The following is a 16782-nucleotide window of genomic DNA, read 5'->3' on the forward strand; positions in this document are numbered from 1 at the left end:
TTTTACAAGAAGGAGGAAAAGGATATGCTCGGTATTTCTGTGTATCTCTCTGAGACTATGGAAAAACAAGAAGCTTACATTCGCAAGATGCGGGGAGCTGGTTGCAAGTCCATTTTCACTTCCCTTCATATTCCTGAGGATGACCCTGGTATGTATAAAAGTCGGCTGCAGGAGCTTGGAGGATTGGCAAGGGAGATTGGCATGGAACTGATGGCGGATATTTCCAGAAAGTCGTTGGAGCATCTCGGCTGTACATGGGAGACAGCCGGAAAGCTTTTGAACTGGGGACTTTCAGGGCTGAGAATCGACTATGGCGTGGCGGACGAGGTCATTGTCCAGCTTTCGCATGAAATGAGAGTTGCCTTGAATGCGAGCACATTGACGGAGGCTGGCCTGGATAGTTTGAGGAAGTTTGGGCTTATAACGGAAAATGCGGAGGCTTGGCATAATTTTTACCCAAGAAGAGAAACAGGGCTAGACCGTAATTTTTTCCGCCGGCAAAATCGGCTGATTAAGGAAGCAGGACTTGGCGTCATGGCCTTTATTCCTGGAGATGCTATGCTGCGGGGGCCGCTGCATGAGGGGCTGCCGACGCTTGAGGACCACCGGAGTCAATCTCCGTTTGCGGCATATGTGGATTTGCTCGAGTGCGAGGGTGTGGACAAGGTGCTCGTTGGGGATATCCAGATAAGCGACGATACTCTGGAGCAGTTCGCGATGTATCAGGATGGCGTGGTGCTCCTGCGCGCGCGCGCGGCTACGGTTCCGGCTGTTGATACGGTTCCGGTTCCGGCTGCGGCTGCGGCTTCGGTTCCGGCTGCGGCTTCGGCTTCGGTTCCGGCTGCGGCTTCGGTTCCGGGGGAAACGGATGGAGGCTTATCGACCGGACGGGCGGGTGGCTTGAGTTCTAGCTTGCCCGCAAAGGATGGAAGCAACCTTAGCGGGAACTTGCTTTCGGATAATGAAAGGATCCCTTTCGGGCGCATGCTCTTAAAGGTCGGAACCGTCCACACGAACAGGCCGGATGCTGCGCGGGATGTCATCCGATCGCTCGAATCACGGCTTTATGCGACAATTGGTCCCGGCGGAGTGGTGCCTGACAATACAACAGAGCGTCGTGCAGGTTCGATTACGGTAGACAACGAGCGGTACGGACGATATCAGGGAGAAATCCAAATTGCGAAACGAGACTTACCACGCGATGAGCGGGTGAATGTTATCGGTAGTGTGATCGATGCTGACCTCCCGCTTCTGCCGTTTATCGGAGGAGGACAAAAATTCAAAATAGAGTGGGTGTAAGTCTTGCAGGAGATGAGGTGTGGGGGGCAGTGTGGCCAGTGATGGATTGGACTCTGCCTGGCGATCACTTGTTTTAAGAGGTAGAGTCAGGTTGATTTACCAGGTTAAAGCATCACCACATCACTCCACCCCACCGTGCCTGACCCCCGGTGCAGCAGTGTGGTGAAGCGACAAAGTGTCCATACGCTGAGACTGGTTTGATGTATGAACAGCTTCCGCTTTACCGCATCACCGCGCCGGGGGTCAGGCCCCCATTGCTTTAATGTGATAAATGCTTTTCCTACACCCAACTCGCTGTTTTCATCTTTAAATGGAGTGAAAAAGCTGCTGAAATTCCGTTTTCTCCCCTATTTTCTCCCCAAATTTGTATTATCACGATTAGACTGAAAACTCGCCTTCTACTATGGTTAAGGTACCCGGGAAACTAAATGCAAAGCGCGCTTTCCGAAAGGAAGCACAATGGAAAGTTTCGAGCACCTTTACCGCCAATACACACCGCTGATCAACGGACTGATGAACTCGCTGCATATATACAAAAACAAGGAGGAATTTTTCCAACTAGGGCTCATCGGCTTATGGAAAGCCCGCAATCAGTTCAACGGCAGCAAAGGGGACTTCACTTCATACGCCTACACAACCATTAGAGGACTCTTCCTCACAGAATTAACAAAGCACAACCGTGAATCTCAGACCGCCACTCCCGCCACAGACGAACTTTTGAATGCTTTCCAGGACAATCGCCCTAGCCCAGTCCTCGAGAAAGAACTGCTGCAAAGCTATTGCGCCGCTGGACACTTAACTAAAAATCAAACGAAATGGGTGTTCCACCACTGTTTAGATAAAATGACAATCAAGGAAATCTCCGCAAAAGAAAATGTTTCTCCTTCCGCTGTAAAACAGTGGCGAGCAGGAGCAAAGGAAAAACTAAAAAACGCCATTCTATCCGGCCAAATGGACGATTAATCATCATTAATTAAATACTCAGAAAGAGGAAAGCTAACACACCTTACAATAAAACCTTTTCTCTATTTTTAATGTATACATGGTTGTTAATACAAATATAGTCAGCAATTTCAAGCGGAAAAAGACATAAATTCTTGACATTTTTTTGAATTTTACTTCCAATCCATTTATTATTTTCAAAAAAATGTTACTTTTAATGCACAGATTGTTTTCCCTTAACATCTGAACTAATTTTCCCGCGAGAGGGGTTCCTTCATGCTAAGCAATTATTTAATCAGCAAGGATACTAGTTGGTTGACAGGCGTTTACGATCAGAATGGAAGACCAATCACAAGAGTCCTCGAAAAAGGAAAAGATTTTCTCGTCAATATGACACCGCAAGCAATAATCGAAGATACTCTAAACTACTATGGTTCAAATTTGCAGGGAGCACTCGCTTCTGCTAAAAAACTATTCGGCAATATTAAAATGACACCATTCATCGTCATTCCGCGCCATGCGGTTTGCCTTTTTCCAACGAAGTCACCATCGAAACATGGTTGTATATTCATCAATGTTCAGCATATTTTAAATACAGTACCTCATGACCGCCACACAAAGATCTTTTTCATCTATGACCGCACCCTTGTTATCCCCTCAAGATATGGGCAATTTATTCAAAAAAAGGACAAAGCAGAACAGCTTCAGCGAATCTCCTATGCTCGGAATGAAGGTCTGATTGAACCCTATCAACCTACAAAGCAGCACGATTACTTCTACAGCCAAGAAACCGGCCTTCTAACACTTACTCGCGAGGAGTCTTCGAATGAAACTGGTGATGACGGAATATCGGGGTTAGTGAAGTAACCTTCCTATTGACGCTGCAAAGAGGAGGAAAACAAAATCAAAAAAAACAGCATAAAACTTCTTGTCCCAACAATTCCCCAGCTGCCTGAACTTCCAACAGGATGTGAAATAACTGCTGTCACCATGATGCTGTGCTATAAAGGGGCAACCGTCAGCAAAAAGCAGCTAGCCCATAAAATGCTGCGTCATGATACCGACCCTGACAAAGGCTATGTCGGGGACCCTTTTACGACAGAGGGCTGGACGATTTATCCACCAGCACTAATGGACCTTGTTAAAAAATATAGGGGGCACTCCATCAACCTGACAGGTGCCGCCATCTCCGCGCTTGAAGAAGTGCTTTACAACGGTAAGCCTATCGTCGTTTGGGTCTCTCCTATGCACGGATTTACTGTGCATGCTCTCGTTCTGACAGGATATGACGAAAAATATTTCTACTATAATGATCCTTGGACAGGCCGAGGCAATACCCGCCTTAGTAAAAGCACTTTCCAAACCCTATGGAGCAATCAAAGTAAACGAGCGCTTTCCTATTAACCTAAAAAAGGAGCCCCCTTTAAAAAGCGGTGCTCCTCCCATTTCTATAAAATCTCCAATGTATATCCAGTTAACTGTAACACTTTACGCGAAACTTCTTCTCTCTCCGCTTGCTCTGGCGTGTTCTCAAGTTTAATCCCAACCGCCTTACGGTCCACAAAAATCGAGGGGTTTTTTTTCATAATCCAGCTTGAAGGAATACTTTCCCCTGCTAGACGAATAATTTCATTCTGCTTCGGGTTTTTTGCATAGGTGACCGGCATCCCAATTCGCCAAGACAGCTCCTCCAAATCGGTTGTATGCCGGACAGCCACTTCAGGGGAAATGAAGTGGACTTCCATGATTGTACCTCCATCCTGCTGTTTGAGGCCAGTCTTATAAACGGTGATACCCCTGTCTGCTGCCCATTTTTTCGCTTCTTCAATTGCCTGATTGTTTTCCATTCTTTTTTCCGATGCCCCAGCAGTAAAAAAATTTGATTGCGAAGCCATTTGCGCCTCTTCTTTAAACTGGAGCGTAAATCCCGTCGTCTCCAAGAACTCTTTCAGCGCTGCATCCCCATTGTCCGGCTTTGTAACAGGCACGACCACTTTCCTCTCATGAAGCCGAATAGAAACAGGGCCTCCTGTTGATCCAATCAGCCGGATAACTTGCGACTGAAGCAGATCCTGCCTGACGGAACTCGAAAAAGAAATGTCCCAGCCTGTCTCTTTTTTCAGAAGATGTACAATTTCAGATTGTTCTTTTTCGCTAATGCTGTCAGGGAAATCAAAGTATAATGTGAGCCTTTCTCTTTCCGTTCCTATATCATCCGCACCGCAACGTAAAAACCGTGGGTGCTCCCCCATTAGCGCTCTTGTTTTTTCCATCGCTGCTGCCGGATTCATTTTCAATCCTTGTACTGCAATATCCAGTCGGGAAAACTTTTCTAATGCTGCCTTATCCAATGTGTATACAGCTGTTCCATTTTTTCTTGAGATTGCTCTTTCCGGAAGTGCCTGGAGCATGACTGCAACGGAAAGCATTTCTTCCATTGATGTGATGCCTAGTGCCTGTGAAAGGGAAGGGAAGGAGTATGTTCCTTGATTTACAGCGCTCCAATCTATTTTTTCTAAAATAGGGCGGTTGAACGAAAACGCCGTATTGGCCGCTTCAGTCAATTCCGTGATTGGTCCGTTCCAACGGCCAACTGTATCCAAGACAGTGTCCAACGCTAGCTTGACAGGCTTGCCTTTCAGTGTGGTGCAAAAAAGGATGTCATTTTTTGGATGCACACCAGTGCAGATTGCCAGTTTACAATCGCTTCCTCCTTCTGTTTTATATAGCAATACGTTCCCGATCAATTTACGCAGATTCTCACTAGACTCGCTGACTTGATACCTCTTTCCTTTCATGCCTTTTCCGGAAGTTCTTTTTTCAAAAGCGTAGGAGCCTCCATTTTCCACAAGCTCCGGCCGATACAGCGGGTTAAGGATTCCAGCCAACTGGGCGCGCGCCTCGTCGTCGCCGTGGACAAGCAGCGTGTAGCTTGGTTTTAACGTATGAATAAAACGGTTCATTTCATTTGCGTCAGCATGGGCGGACAAGCCGTACTTGCCAATCCGGCATTGGACTTCATAGTCGACACCGCTCAGTTCGAGATTCCGGGTCGTCCCTTCGGCAAGGTTTAGAAGCTTTCTGCCAGGGCTCTCTTCATCTTGATAGCCAGTAATGAAGATGGCGTTTTTTTCACCGGAAACGAGCTTTTCAGCATACCATGAGCTTGCGCCGCCTGTCAGCATGCCAGAGGATGCCACGATGCAGCCTGGTTTGCCTTTTAAAATGGCTTCCCGCTCTCTAGGATTCACAGCACGGCAGCGTTCGGTCAAGAAGGCATCTCCATGGGTTCGGACTCGGTGTGCGACTGGCCCTTTTAAATAGTGCGGATATTCGCGATAAATCCTGCTGATTGGTGTCACAAGTCCATCGACGAATATCGGAAACTCAGGTATGAGCCCTTTTTCCATATAATCTTGAAGAACGAGCAGCACCTCTTGGGCACGGCCCAGGGCGAATGCCGGGATGAGCGCGAAGCCTCCGCCTGCAATGACATCGGCCACATCCTCGGCAAGCCGCTTCTCTTCGGTATTTCGGTCAGTATGCGCGCGATTTCCATAAGTGGATTCCATTATAACGACATCAGGCTGGATGCTGTGGGGCACTTCGGCACCAGGAATGGTCCTGCCTGCTTTAAAGCTCAAATCTCCTGTGACAAGCAGCGTCTCGCCGCCACCTTCGAGCAGGAACATGACAGCGCCAAGAATGTGACCAGCCCGGTAGCTGGTTATGTTTATATTTCCGATGGAGAGCTTGTTGCTTGCCGGGAAAGAGATGACGTTCTGAAGCACGGCGTTAACCTGGTCTTCCGTATACGGGGGAAGCGTCCCCGCTTGCTTGCTGCGCTGTTCCATGATTTTCAATGAATCCCGCATCATAATGTTCATCAAATCGATTGTTGGCGGAGTTGCATAGAGCGGAGCATCAGGGTAAAGGGCGTGAACAATCGGCAGTGCGCCGATATGATCAGCGTGGGCATGTGTGACGAGTATAGCATCAGGGCGGCCTACATTCTCGAGCATCCCCAGTGCAGGAAGAAGGTCATCACCATGCATGCGCATTCCGGCATCAATTAAGATATCCGTTCCGGCCATATTGATATGGAGACAAGATGCACCTACCTCGCTTCCTCCACCTAAAATATTGATATTCATAGAATGTCCTCCCTTTTGCTTTTTTGCTTGATTTATCAGAATGTAGAAGTTGTCAACTTTTTTTCAAGGAAAGGTGTTGCAAAACTAATCTTAATCATTCTTTAATTCTTTTATTCTTTATGTGCTGATTCCCATTTATGTACGATCATTCGCAGAATCGCTTTATAAGGTTTCTGTTGGATAGTATATAGAGTCTTGCTTAGTATTGTCTATTATTATATGATCTATTCTCGTTTTCTAAATCGACAGAGCGAAAGCATTGCTTTATGTTATTCTCATATTTTAACATACAGCTGTCGCGAGTTTGGACTCCCAACGACACAAAAATCCCGGCTGAGAAGCCGGGATTTTTCTCCAAACACATATGATTTAGTACGTTAACGCGCCGGGGGTCAGGCACGCTTTGGTGCTTTAACTCGCCGGGGGTCAGGCACGCTTTGGTGCTTTAGTTAGACGAGATTGGTCTTTGTGCTATCCTTCATATTGAAGGTTTTGCGCAGGTATGGGATAACCCAGTAGTCTAGTCCGAAGCGGCCTGCGTTGTAGCCTGCGAAAAGGACAATTGCGCCTAGGAACAGGTCAGTAGGGTTATGAGATACAGTTCCTGCGAGGAAGAAGGCAAAGTTCATCACAAGTCCGAAGAACATTGCAGCAGTTGTCAAGCAGCCAAGAATCAAGCCTAGTCCGACAAGGAATTCTCCAAGAGGAACAATTGAATTGAAAATATCTACATTCGGCAAAGCGAATTTCTCTAGGAAAGATACATACCAGCCATAGACAACACTGCCGTCCGGCCCTTTAACAGGGTTTGCAATTGCGCCTTTCAGATAGCCTGAAGCATCGAATCCACCAGTCAATTTACCATATCCTGCAGTCAGCCAAGAATATCCAAGGAACAAACGGATGACAAGAAGAATGCCGGCAGCAACTTTGCTTTCCCTTAAAAAATTTGCAACCATTATGATCGCTTCCTTTCGATATAAAAGATATATTTGATTACACTGTTAATATATCAAAAACCACCGCCCTTGGATCATCCACGTGACAAAGTTCACACTTCGTTAAAAAGATTATGACAAATAGAGTAACAAAAGGACTAGCCCCTAGCGTTCCCGCCCAGGAACCCCAACGGCTAACCCTCCCGTTCCTTCTCCATCGGCTAATTCGTTTCCGGAACAATCGGCAAATACTTCGACAACAAGGAAAAAACAACAGAAGAGATCAAAATGCCAAAGTCACTAGGCTTCCTTCGTGACTCTTCTGTCACACTCGCACTGACAATGGCATTGATGTTCATCATTGTCGCTGCTTTCACAGGTCCTGACTTTATCGAAAAAAAACGGAGCGGCGGAACAAACCTCATAGTATTCTCGCTCACTCCAAACCATTCCATTTGCTGGCGGCGTCTACACCTAGTACTGGCAACAGCAGTGCTGGCAGGAAGCTGATGATGAGTCCGGAGCACAAATGGTGTGAAGGGCTTTACTTTAGAGTAAGTCTAACTCAAAAACTCCAGAAATAATCGTAGTTTTTACCAGCCTCTGGTTCATCTATCAGTTTCAAATAACGATTATCTTTATTTAATCCAATCTCCAAAGCAAGAAAATAAATAATGTTTGTATTTATTGTAAAATTATTCTTAATAAATCTTACTGTTATGAATGGAAAGGTGAAGGAACCTTCTTAGAATTTGTAGATGTTCTTGACGTAACTTTAAGTTTTCTTTCATATTAAAGCTTAAGTCTGATTTCTCCTTTTTATTGTCCGTTCTCGGCATTTTATTGTCCGACCATTAGTCGAGCACCTTTCTATTTGCCGTTCCACTCGCTTATTATCCGAAATGGCATTTTATTATCCGATTTCTCACTTTTATTATCCAAAATGGGCATTTTATTGTCCGATCAGGGGTTGGATCACCTTTTTATTTTCCAAATCCCCACTCTTATTTCCCAACCGGATTGGTTTACAAATCCATTTCTGCTAGGCCATTTCCGTTTTCTATATTTTAAAAGAGTCTGCTTTCTTCCCTGTATTATTTACTTTTCAACAAAATATCCCAATATACTTTTTCCAGGATTATTGCCCCTTGCTCTCCGTTTCGTTACAATATAGATTGTCGCTGTGTAAATATAGTAAAAAGGGGGCAGGGGTATGCACCCACTCGAAGAAGAGTATTTGGAATTGCGGCTTTCCTTATTTAAAGAGAGTTTCATCGAGATTGTGCTGAAATATGGAATTAACAGCAACAAAGCAAAGCGGTTCAGTCAACGTCTCGAAGAACTCATCCGGAAACACGAGCAGTTTTGCAGCGAGAAAAACCAAATCCTTGTAAGAAGCTAAAAAGGGCAAACTCCCTACCATCACTGCCCAAGCGGACTAATCCTCGCAGCATCCTTCTGCCGGTGCGAAAAGAGTCATCCTCCACTCTTCTCGCACCAGGAGCCGGCACTCCATTTAAAATTCTCACTAACCTTAACATCCATAAACTGCTTGTATGACAACAATACTTTTTACAGATATTATCCCAAAAGCAAGTCACGACTATCCAAAGGGTGATTGTCTTGAAAAAAGTATTCGTTACATCAATTGTATTAGCATTTTTAATTGGGGCAAGTTTTTTTACCGTTAAGTTAATCGAGGCAACAAGCCAGGAGGATATGCTGAAGGAAGATAAATTCCTGATTATCGCTCATCGCGGGGCGAGTGGCTATGCACCTGAGCATACGCTTGAGTCTTACAAGCTTGCCAAAAAAATGGGTGCAGATTACATCGAGATTGACCTGCAAATGACGAAGGACGGCGAGCTTGTCGCCATGCATGATGAGAAGGTAAACAGAACAACGAACGGAAAAGGCTATGTAAAGGACTATACGTTAAAAGAATTGAAGCAATTAGATGCAGGGTCGTGGTTCAACAAGAAATTCCCCAACCATAGCAGCCCTCACTATAAGGGACTTCAAGTGCCGACGTTAAAAGAAATTCTAAAAACCTTTGGAAGCAAGGCGAACTACTACATCGAAACAAAACACCCGAAGGACCATCCCGGCATGGAAAAAGAATTGATTACTCTGCTCGATCAACACGGTCTTCTCGATGGAGATCTCGCAAAAGGGGCAGTCGTCATCCAGTCATTCAGCAGCGAAAGTCTCACCAATATCCATAAGCTGAACAAGGACATACCGCTCATCCAGCTGCAGCATTTGAAAAAAAACAAGAAAGTCACGAAAAAAGAGCTCGCTGAAATTAAGACGTATGCGGTGGGCGTTGGACCGAAGTTTTCCAGAATGTCTAAAGACTACGTGAAAAAGGTCAAAGAAGCAGGCCTTTTCCTTCACCCATATACCGTTAACGAAAAAGAGCCTGCACAGTCGCTTCAGGAAATGGGGGCAAACGGTGTCATCACCAATTTTGCCGATATTTTATCAGAGGAAAAAGGGAAACGAGCTTCAAGGTAAGAGTTTTCAAGTCGGGTTTCTCCCAGGCTAAGCCTTTTTCTTGCGCATGCTGCTGGCTGAGCATGACCGTGCTCATTTTAACGGTCAGACGTCTACAAAGAAAATAGCATAATGTGATATAAATCACATTGTTATTCGGTGCAATATGTTATTTTTATGTTATCCAAAAATTAACTACCCTCAAAGGAGAGCTGCTTCATGAGCTGTGGTTGTTCCAGTTTGAAAGATGGCAAGGCGATTGTAGACCATGTCAAATACAAAGGAAAAGAAAATCACCAGCCCCTCGCGCCACTTGAAATCCATTGTGAATGCGGTGAAAAGTTCACCATGCCAACTGTTATAGCCAACTGCCCGAACTGCGAGATGACTTACGCTGTCACACCGTGCAGTTCCGATAATATCGAAAACGTTAAGCCAGCCGGCATCAAATATGCCTAAGTTCTAGAAGAAAACTTGCAGCTAATTTTGGCTGCAAGTTTTTTGGTGTGGAGTGAGGATGCTGAGAGAGAGTTTGCGTATGTTTATTTTCCTATTTTATACATAATTACAATTAAAAGGACTCTACTGTAGATATACTAAGGATTACTGTAGATATATGGTGATTTACCGTAGATAAATTCGTGTTTACCGTAGATAAATCACCTTTTACCGTTGATAGCACCTTCTGCGGCAGTAGTTCACGACCAATAACGGCTTGTGTAATCGGTTACATATTGCTGCTACTGACATCTTTTTATCCAAAATGTACTTTTTCACAAGAAAAGGCACCAAACTTGATGCTATATTTAATTTTTCGGGTAAGTATGCAAAAATCTCGATGCAATGCAATACATGTACCCAGCTTGCGGATATGCCGGATAGAAGAATCGGAGATAAGATGATGTACATATGAATTTACAACAAACAGCTTCAAATAAAAAAGGCGCCCCATAAGGGCACCAATTTAAAAATGTTTCAAGTTCCAATTTACTGATTTGATATCAAACTCCTTGTAACCCTGCCACTTTGCCCACTCACGCATATGCTCATGGTTCGGATCGCTTGGGTCGGCCAGGATTCGTAAAAACTCTGCGTATCCGCCAGCACCACCGACATCCTCTGGAGGCGTATTTCCCTCTCCCTCCAGACAGATTGGATAGTTGACACTATAGTCTTCGATTACTTTTTCAAATATAATATGATGCTCCCAGTTGTCTCCTAAATCATAAATATAATCTAGCTCTTGATATTTCGGGAATAAATCGGCGAGCGTTGAATCGACCTCAAAGAAAAAATTCCCTTCAAGGTGAAATTCATGTTGGTGGCTGTCTGTCCAGTTAAAAGCTTCCTGTATAATATAATGAAGCCTCGCAAAAGGCAAAAACAACGGAACTGCCAAGCGGCGCCACACATCCGTGCCATCCAGCTTAATGAGAAGCTGCGCCGCTTCCTTTCTGATTATAGGCTCACCGGCAAAGGTCTCGAGAAGCTTAAACATTTCCTTACTAGGGGTAATAGTTACTTTACCCTTGCCAGCGTACATTCCGCTTAATCTTTTACCAAGCTGAGGCTGATACATACTCTCCAAATCTAAGTCTTCCTCGAAATAAAGAACAGTTTCACAAGCTTTGTTCATCCTTGCAACAGTAGAGCGATTTTTTGTTTTTGCGAAAGAAACCTCACCTAACGCATCAAGGTACTTTTCAATGACCTCATCTTTCATTCCTTCTGCTTCGAAAGTTTTGCGGATTCCGTCTTTAGCAATCCGACCTAGATTTTGAAATTCCTTTGCCTTCAATCCGTAAAGTACAACAACATAAAGACTGCTGTCATTCACGAGCACGACTGTCTTCCGGCGATTTATCATAACCATGTGGGCATGCCAGGAAAAAAACTCATCCTCTTCGTTCCCTGGAACGGCCGGAAGCTTCAGTTGATCCAACAATTTTTTCGAACATTGAATGAGCATCGCTGTTCCCCCATATTTGCAATTTATCTCATTATATCAAACGCATGAGAGGGTTAGCTGACACCACTTTCCACAATAGAAAACTTCTTCTTTTCACAATCGATTTCAGCGAGCGCACCATATGGCAAAATAAACTTCGGCTCGGTATGGCCAAAATCCAAGTTATACAGGATCGGCAAGTCTTGCAAACCGTATTCCTCCATCACCTGCAGAATGGCGTCCTTATACTCTTCGTAAAAACTTTCATCCTTCGGTTTTGCAAAAATCATTCCATTCGCCTTTTGTAGAATACCTTGTGCAGCATAGTTTCGCAGCCAATATATAATAGAGGAAGGATGCGGCTTTTCTTCAGACGTTTCAAAGAAAAGAATGCTGTTCTCCCAGTACTTTTTTTCAGGCCAAAGCTCAGTGCCTTTTGCAAACTCGAGCACTTCTATGCACCCTCCCAGCAGGCGCCCCCTTACCGTACCGGAACCTTGCAGCAGTTCTACCTCACGATTCGGCTGCATCTTCCGCCGCTGCTTCGCGTTCTCTTCAACCGTCCACTCCAGAAATTCGCTCGTCCATTCTTTCGCCTGCTCAATCTCGCCGATACTCTCACTTGAAAAAAGCGTCCGTTGAATACTTTTAACCGTATAATCATGCATTTCCACATTCTCCGCAAAATCCGTCAAAACCGCAGGACCGTAAAAAGAAGAGAGCCCTGCCCTGTAGCAGAACAAGTGGGAAATTGTGATATCAGAGTATCCCATAAAGATTTTTGGATGATCACGAATCACATCAAAATCGATATAAGGAAGCAGCCGAATGCTGTCCGATCCGCCGATATTTGCGATAATCGCTTTAATGCTGTTATCGCGAAACGCTGTCATTAAGTCCTCCGCTCTAGCCTGAGGATTTCTATAGAGGTAATCGGCCCCCTTCAGGCTGTTTGGCATCGCAACAACTTCCAGGCCAAACACCTCTTCCAGCCTCTTTACCCCTTGTTCATAACGCGGCCTAAACTCAGATTCCCCCGCTCCACCCCACGAAGGACTCACCGTCGCAATCCGGTCTCCACGCTGCAGCTTACTTGGTTTTATCAGCATCTCCCCAGCCCCCTAAATAGTAGTGCCTTTGATTATAACAGAAAATTGAAAAATTTTAATTTGTTTTGGATATTTAGGGTTTAATGAAGCAGGAAACCTTGTTATGGGTGGAGTCATATACCAGTTGTTCTACCTCCATTATGAAGTGTAATTTGATGAATTCCGTATGTAACTAATTCCATCTATCCAGGTGTTTCTGCGTGATAGGCGCTTTTTATTAAACTGTCCGTAAATGGGGATACAGTTCAGTATTTCCTTCATGGAGTCTTTATTTTCGAATATCTTAATTAATCCGAGTATATTCTAGTAAAAAATTCTTATTCGAAAATTTAGATAGCTTTAATTTCGTAAAATTCCATACCTGTTAATGCATTATTTTCAATTTCTTTTTTAAATATTTCTGAAACAAAAATAGGAATTTCCTGTCTATTTCCCAATTTAAAAATATCACTATTTTCTACTTTACTCTCATAAATTGCATATTTTCGTACATTATATATTGTCCCAACACTTTTAGTCTGTATTTCATGGTAGTCTGATTCTTCTAAACAAAGTGCATCAACCACTTTAAGAATATTAGCAATATAATATCCTTCTAAAGTATCTCCACTTTTCAACTCAACAATGTCAATTGGAAAGTACTTTAGGTATAAGACCTAGTTCTTCAGCTCGAAGTTTTATCATTTTTCTTTTATTACTTGTTAATTTGTTTCCACCTTGAATATTATTGGCCCAAGACCAGTTTTTAATCTCTATTACTTCAACATAATGTCGAGCATAATCATCTATAACTTCATCAAATTTCTTATTACCTGCTATGAACTGATCAATATTTTTCAAATGTAGCTTACCTTTTTCAGTCTTACCCTTGCCCCCACCCTCAACCCGATCCCCAACCTTCGCAAACTGAGAAAACTGGTCGTTGATGGTTTTGGTTTTGTGGCCGTAGGTGGTGATGTTGTTGAAGCCTGTGGAGACGACTTGCTTTTCGATGCCGACTGGGATCTTCAAGCCCCCAAGGGCGCGGCCGACTTGGGCTAGTTCACTTCTGGCTCTGGAAAGAGCACCTTGGACAAACCTGTTGCTGAATGGTGCCTTTACGGCTTTTGTAAACTGGCTCGCAGCACTGCTAACTTGGCTAGAGACACGGTTTTTAAATCCCATAAATGCCTTGTTGCCACCGACGAGATTAACTATATTTGCTAATGGAAAGCAATGTGTAATGTAAAGTGCAGAGAATTATTTACCTATTAATTTAAAGCCCCTAATGGATCGATATATTAGTTTTTCTATCAAGTCTTATAAAAGGACAGCTATTTCGTTTAATTTGTCATGTGTTCTACTAAAAAAGCACTTGCTACCTAAATAGGCATCAAGTGCTTAGATCAACTAGCATTTTTATGGCTTTATAAAAGGGTTTTGCTAAAGGGAAATCTTTTGACCAGCAACTTATATCTCTTAGGATCATTAATTTATTAATAGTATTAAAGGTTATTATTCTTTATCTCCTCAAACCACTCATCTGCAATATGCCGAGCAGTTTTCTACTTGTGATTAGTATACACTAAGTCATACTTGTATTCAGCTTTAAACTTGCCACTCATTACATCATATATCAATTTCATTTCAGTAGGCATGTCTCTATCATATTCTTTGCACAATGCTTTTATTTTCTCTATATCCTGATTTAAGATGTCTAATACCATAAATCCCCTTTCTGGAGACACATCATACTTTGGATCGCCATCTTCCAATGCATCGTTAACTTTATGGCTTTTCACATACTTATTGTTAATCAAATAGAAGAATCTGGTTGAAATAACACCTTCTTCACATGAAGCATTTATACAAAGTATAGACTATTAATAATTGATGAAATTGGTTATTTGCCCATTGATCAAGAGGATGCCAAGCTGTTTTTTCAGCTGATTGATCAGAGGTATGAGAAGCGAAGTACCATCTTTACGACAAATGTAAATTTTAAAGCGTGGGATGAGATCTTTCAGGAAGCCAAACTGGCTAATGCGATTTTAGACCGTATTTTACACCATGCATCGGTAGTAGCAATGGTGGGAAGTTCTTACCGCCTAAAGGATCACTTTACAACAGAAAGCGAGTAATTTTGTACACTCTTAAACGAGCAATAATGTACATATTTACGTTGACATTTATAGGTTAGAGGCCAAAAATGTTGATAAATAAACGATTATAAAATACTGCATAATTGCTAAAAAACTGACAATTACCAAACCCTTTGTATACTCTGTTTGGCTATTTTTATCGTGTAATTGTAAATATGGGAAAAACACTGTAATTTCTCATCTGAAGAATCATGAGTTAAGACTACATAGCCCTTGAAATTTGAATGTTTCAAAGGATATATTGATTAATACCGTCTCTAATCTGAAACCTTATTTCTGTATAGATTAATTGCTTGACCATTGCCTTTTTTCCATATTTCTTTGATTTCCTTTGTTTGAAAATCATAATAATAAACTGCTGAAGCCGTCTCTGGTACTTTTTCGGTATTAATATCAGCTATAAAATAAAAACCTTTATTATCTTTGCTATATATTGGTTGTCGGATATTAATATAATCTTGAGATTCTTCTATTAGAACTTTTGAATTGTTATTCTTTATATTAAAGTTAACCATTTTTGATGGTTGGTTTAGTTCAAGCCCGTCTTTATAGTTAATTAAAAGTTCATCCCCTTTCTTTGATAAAGATGCGCTTCGAACAAATTTGGATAAGGTCAAAATGCTCTTCTTATATTCTCCTTGTTCAGTATATAAAGAAAAATGATACTTAGGGGGTTTTGGAGGGGTATTTGTTTTATTTGCAAGTTCTATATTTCCAGCTTCTTCTTTTAAAGATTTCGTTATGACTAACAACTCTTTTGTTTTAGGGTTATAATCAAAAGCGACTACAGAAGAATCTTTATTATTCGGATATAAAATTTTATATTTGGCCGTTTCTAAATCATAAATTACTGTTTTAAAACTCCGATCTCCCTGATTTAATAAGACTCTCATATACATAATTTTCTCGGTGTCATTTAAGGATAAGAGATCTACATAATAAAAGTCTTTAGTTACCTGTTTGGATTTTTTATTAATGATATTTTTTTCAAAAATCTGATATTTTTTATTTATAGAACCTGTATAATATATTTTGTTACTTTTCTTTGCATAGGCTGATGTGGGATAATCCTCTAATGTTTTTTTTAATAACAATTGTTCTTCGTTGTAATTATTGTTTATCTTCAACATGTATAAATAATGATTGTGGTTTAATTCATTAGCAAAGTCAATATATAGAATATCCGATTTCATTTGATTTGTAGATGCTTCATTTGTAGTGTTACATCCACTCAGAAGAATAAAACAAGATAGCGAAAAAATGATTTTAACAATTCTCATTAGTACACCTCAAGTGAAAAATTACCCCTATCAATATGACAAGTTCATAAAGATAGGGGATCTTCAGTAACTTATTTTCCCATTAGTGATATAACCTGCAGAAGTACTGCCACCTAAATTAGTTACATAAGTTTCTCTTTGTACATCCAAAATAATAGGATCCCAGAAGTTACCATGATCCCATTTGTAAAGTGTAGCAGACTTCATATTAGATAAATTAGTAGTATATATTGGAGTTCCCTTTGTAATAGTATATCTGTAATTAGAACCTACTGCACAATCCCACTTTGTTAATACCTTTCCATCAGATCCTACTCTACCTACCCCATCATAATAAGATATTTTCCCATTTCTTACCGTGGCAGCACTTGCTACTGATAAAGAGCTGAGGAATAATCCTAACATTAGAGTAAAAACAACTACTTTTTTAGGCAAAGACATTCTAAACTCACTCCTTTTGATATTATAATTCCAC

The 16782-nt window shown here is 42.1% G+C and carries 15 protein-coding genes and 3 pseudogenes; 9 read left to right on the top strand and 9 right to left on the bottom strand.

Going from position 1 to position 16782, the window contains the following annotated elements; translation table 11 throughout:
• Positions 1 to 24 precede the first annotated feature (24 nt).
• The 4 genes from BQ5796_RS17720 to BQ5796_RS14605 all read left to right on the top strand — a co-directional run bounded on the left by BQ5796_RS17720 (position 25) and on the right by BQ5796_RS14605 (position 3645).
• Complete coding sequence (locus tag BQ5796_RS17720) at positions 25 to 1299, top strand: DUF871 domain-containing protein (RefSeq protein WP_071460883.1); 1275 nt, start codon at positions 25 to 27, stop codon at positions 1297 to 1299.
• A gap of 459 nt (positions 1300 to 1758) precedes the next feature.
• A complete protein-coding gene (locus tag BQ5796_RS14595) occupies positions 1759 to 2262 on the top strand; it encodes a sigma-70 family RNA polymerase sigma factor (RefSeq protein ID WP_071460884.1) in 504 nt (167 codons plus the stop codon).
• Between the two features lie 255 nt (positions 2263 to 2517).
• Positions 2518 to 3108: a competence protein ComK gene (locus BQ5796_RS14600; RefSeq protein ID WP_071460885.1), complete on the top strand. Its 591-nt coding sequence runs from the start codon at positions 2518 to 2520 to the stop codon at positions 3106 to 3108.
• 51 nt (positions 3109 to 3159) lie between these two features.
• The gene (locus tag BQ5796_RS14605; RefSeq protein WP_071460886.1) at positions 3160 to 3645 is read left to right on the top strand and encodes a C39 family peptidase; all 486 of its coding nucleotides are present in this window, start codon (positions 3160 to 3162) and stop codon (positions 3643 to 3645) included.
• Positions 3646 to 3689: 44 nt separating this feature from the next.
• Here BQ5796_RS14605 and BQ5796_RS14610 read toward each other — a convergent pair whose 3' ends face one another.
• Together BQ5796_RS14610 and BQ5796_RS14615 are read right to left on the bottom strand one after the other, a co-directional pair.
• Positions 3690 to 6395 carry an MBL fold metallo-hydrolase gene (locus BQ5796_RS14610; RefSeq protein WP_071460887.1) on the bottom strand — a complete coding sequence of 902 codons (2706 nt, stop codon included), beginning with the start codon at positions 6393 to 6395 and terminating at the stop codon, positions 3690 to 3692.
• A 449-nt stretch (positions 6396 to 6844) separates the two neighbouring features.
• On the bottom strand, positions 6845 to 7354 hold the full coding sequence (locus BQ5796_RS14615) for a DoxX family protein (protein WP_071460888.1): 510 nt from the start codon (positions 7352 to 7354) through the stop codon (positions 6845 to 6847).
• Between the two features lie 204 nt (positions 7355 to 7558).
• Between BQ5796_RS14615 and BQ5796_RS17495 the strand changes: the two are divergent.
• The 4 genes and pseudogenes from BQ5796_RS17495 to BQ5796_RS14635 form a co-directional block, all read left to right on the top strand.
• Positions 7559 to 7805: pseudogene (locus tag BQ5796_RS17495) on the top strand (PTS transporter subunit IIC); the annotation flags it as partial.
• A 741-nt stretch (positions 7806 to 8546) separates the two neighbouring features.
• The gene (locus BQ5796_RS14625; protein ID WP_071460890.1) at positions 8547 to 8735 is read left to right on the top strand and encodes a hypothetical protein; all 189 of its coding nucleotides are present in this window, start codon (positions 8547 to 8549) and stop codon (positions 8733 to 8735) included.
• A 221-nt stretch (positions 8736 to 8956) separates the two neighbouring features.
• Positions 8957 to 9850: a glycerophosphodiester phosphodiesterase gene (locus BQ5796_RS14630; RefSeq protein WP_071460891.1), complete on the top strand. Its 894-nt coding sequence runs from the start codon at positions 8957 to 8959 to the stop codon at positions 9848 to 9850.
• A 198-nt stretch (positions 9851 to 10048) separates the two neighbouring features.
• Complete coding sequence (locus BQ5796_RS14635) at positions 10049 to 10288, top strand: hypothetical protein (RefSeq protein ID WP_071460892.1); 240 nt, start codon at positions 10049 to 10051, stop codon at positions 10286 to 10288.
• Positions 10289 to 10793: 505 nt separating this feature from the next.
• Here BQ5796_RS14635 and BQ5796_RS14640 read toward each other — a convergent pair.
• From BQ5796_RS14640 to BQ5796_RS14660, 5 genes and pseudogenes are all read right to left on the bottom strand, one after another.
• Positions 10794 to 11798, bottom strand: coding sequence for a plasmid pRiA4b ORF-3 family protein (locus tag BQ5796_RS14640; protein WP_071460893.1), 1005 nt, complete (start codon positions 11796 to 11798; stop codon positions 10794 to 10796).
• Positions 11799 to 11851: 53 nt separating this feature from the next.
• Entirely contained in the window at positions 11852 to 12886 is a 1035-nt protein-coding gene (locus tag BQ5796_RS14645) for a S66 family peptidase (RefSeq protein WP_071460894.1), read from the bottom strand.
• Between the two features lie 329 nt (positions 12887 to 13215).
• Entirely contained in the window at positions 13216 to 13503 is a 288-nt protein-coding gene (locus BQ5796_RS14650; protein ID WP_200792888.1) for an imm11 family protein, read from the bottom strand.
• A gap of 10 nt (positions 13504 to 13513) precedes the next feature.
• A complete protein-coding gene (locus BQ5796_RS18510; protein ID WP_234969355.1) occupies positions 13514 to 14050 on the bottom strand; it encodes a hypothetical protein in 537 nt (178 codons plus the stop codon).
• Positions 14051 to 14430: 380 nt separating this feature from the next.
• Positions 14431 to 14733 (bottom strand): annotated as a pseudogene (locus BQ5796_RS14660) (DUF600 domain-containing protein); the annotation flags it as partial.
• Between BQ5796_RS14660 and BQ5796_RS14665 the strand changes: the two are divergent.
• Positions 14731 to 15006 (top strand): annotated as a pseudogene (locus BQ5796_RS14665) (ATP-binding protein); the annotation flags it as partial. The pseudogenes BQ5796_RS14660 and BQ5796_RS14665 sit on opposite strands and share 3 nt — an antisense overlap.
• 278 nt (positions 15007 to 15284) lie before the next feature.
• On the opposite strand, the gene BQ5796_RS14670 reads toward BQ5796_RS14665, so the two are convergent.
• Positions 15285 to 16307 carry a hypothetical protein gene (locus BQ5796_RS14670; RefSeq protein ID WP_071460895.1) on the bottom strand — a complete coding sequence of 341 codons (1023 nt, stop codon included), beginning with the start codon at positions 16305 to 16307 and terminating at the stop codon, positions 15285 to 15287.
• Between the two features lie 63 nt (positions 16308 to 16370).
• Positions 16371 to 16748 (bottom strand): hypothetical protein, encoded by a 378-nt coding sequence (locus BQ5796_RS14675; protein WP_071460896.1) that lies wholly within the window; start codon positions 16746 to 16748, stop codon positions 16371 to 16373.
• Between the last annotated feature and the right edge of the window lie 34 nt (positions 16749 to 16782).

It is taken from the genome of Bacillus massilinigeriensis (genome assembly GCF_900111815.1).
GTDB lineage: Bacteria > Bacillota > Bacilli > Bacillales > Cytobacillaceae > Mesobacillus_C > Mesobacillus_C mediterraneensis.

Bases quoted from the DNA above. Each gene is read 5' to 3' on its own strand.
- BQ5796_RS17720 (WP_071460883.1), top strand. From the start codon at position 25: ATGCTCGGTATTTCTGTGTATCTCTCTGAGACTATGGAAAAACAAGAA.
- BQ5796_RS14595 (WP_071460884.1), top strand. From the start codon at position 1,759: ATGGAAAGTTTCGAGCACCTTTACCGCCAATACACACCGCTGATCAAC.
- BQ5796_RS14600 (WP_071460885.1), top strand. From the start codon at position 2,518: ATGCTAAGCAATTATTTAATCAGCAAGGATACTAGTTGGTTGACAGGC.
- BQ5796_RS14610 (WP_071460887.1), bottom strand. From the start codon at position 6,395: ATGAATATCAATATTTTAGGTGGAGGAAGCGAGGTAGGTGCATCTTGT.
- BQ5796_RS14615 (WP_071460888.1), bottom strand. From the start codon at position 7,354: ATGGTTGCAAATTTTTTAAGGGAAAGCAAAGTTGCTGCCGGCATTCTT.
- BQ5796_RS14625 (WP_071460890.1), top strand. From the start codon at position 8,547: ATGCACCCACTCGAAGAAGAGTATTTGGAATTGCGGCTTTCCTTATTT.
- BQ5796_RS14635 (WP_071460892.1), top strand. From the start codon at position 10,049: ATGAGCTGTGGTTGTTCCAGTTTGAAAGATGGCAAGGCGATTGTAGAC.
- BQ5796_RS14640 (WP_071460893.1), bottom strand. From the start codon at position 11,798: ATGCTCATTCAATGTTCGAAAAAATTGTTGGATCAACTGAAGCTTCCG.
- BQ5796_RS14645 (WP_071460894.1), bottom strand. From the start codon at position 12,886: ATGCTGATAAAACCAAGTAAGCTGCAGCGTGGAGACCGGATTGCGACG.
- BQ5796_RS18510 (WP_234969355.1), bottom strand. From the start codon at position 14,050: ATGGGATTTAAAAACCGTGTCTCTAGCCAAGTTAGCAGTGCTGCGAGC.
- BQ5796_RS14670 (WP_071460895.1), bottom strand. From the start codon at position 16,307: ATGAGAATTGTTAAAATCATTTTTTCGCTATCTTGTTTTATTCTTCTG.
- BQ5796_RS14675 (WP_071460896.1), bottom strand. From the start codon at position 16,748: ATGTCTTTGCCTAAAAAAGTAGTTGTTTTTACTCTAATGTTAGGATTA.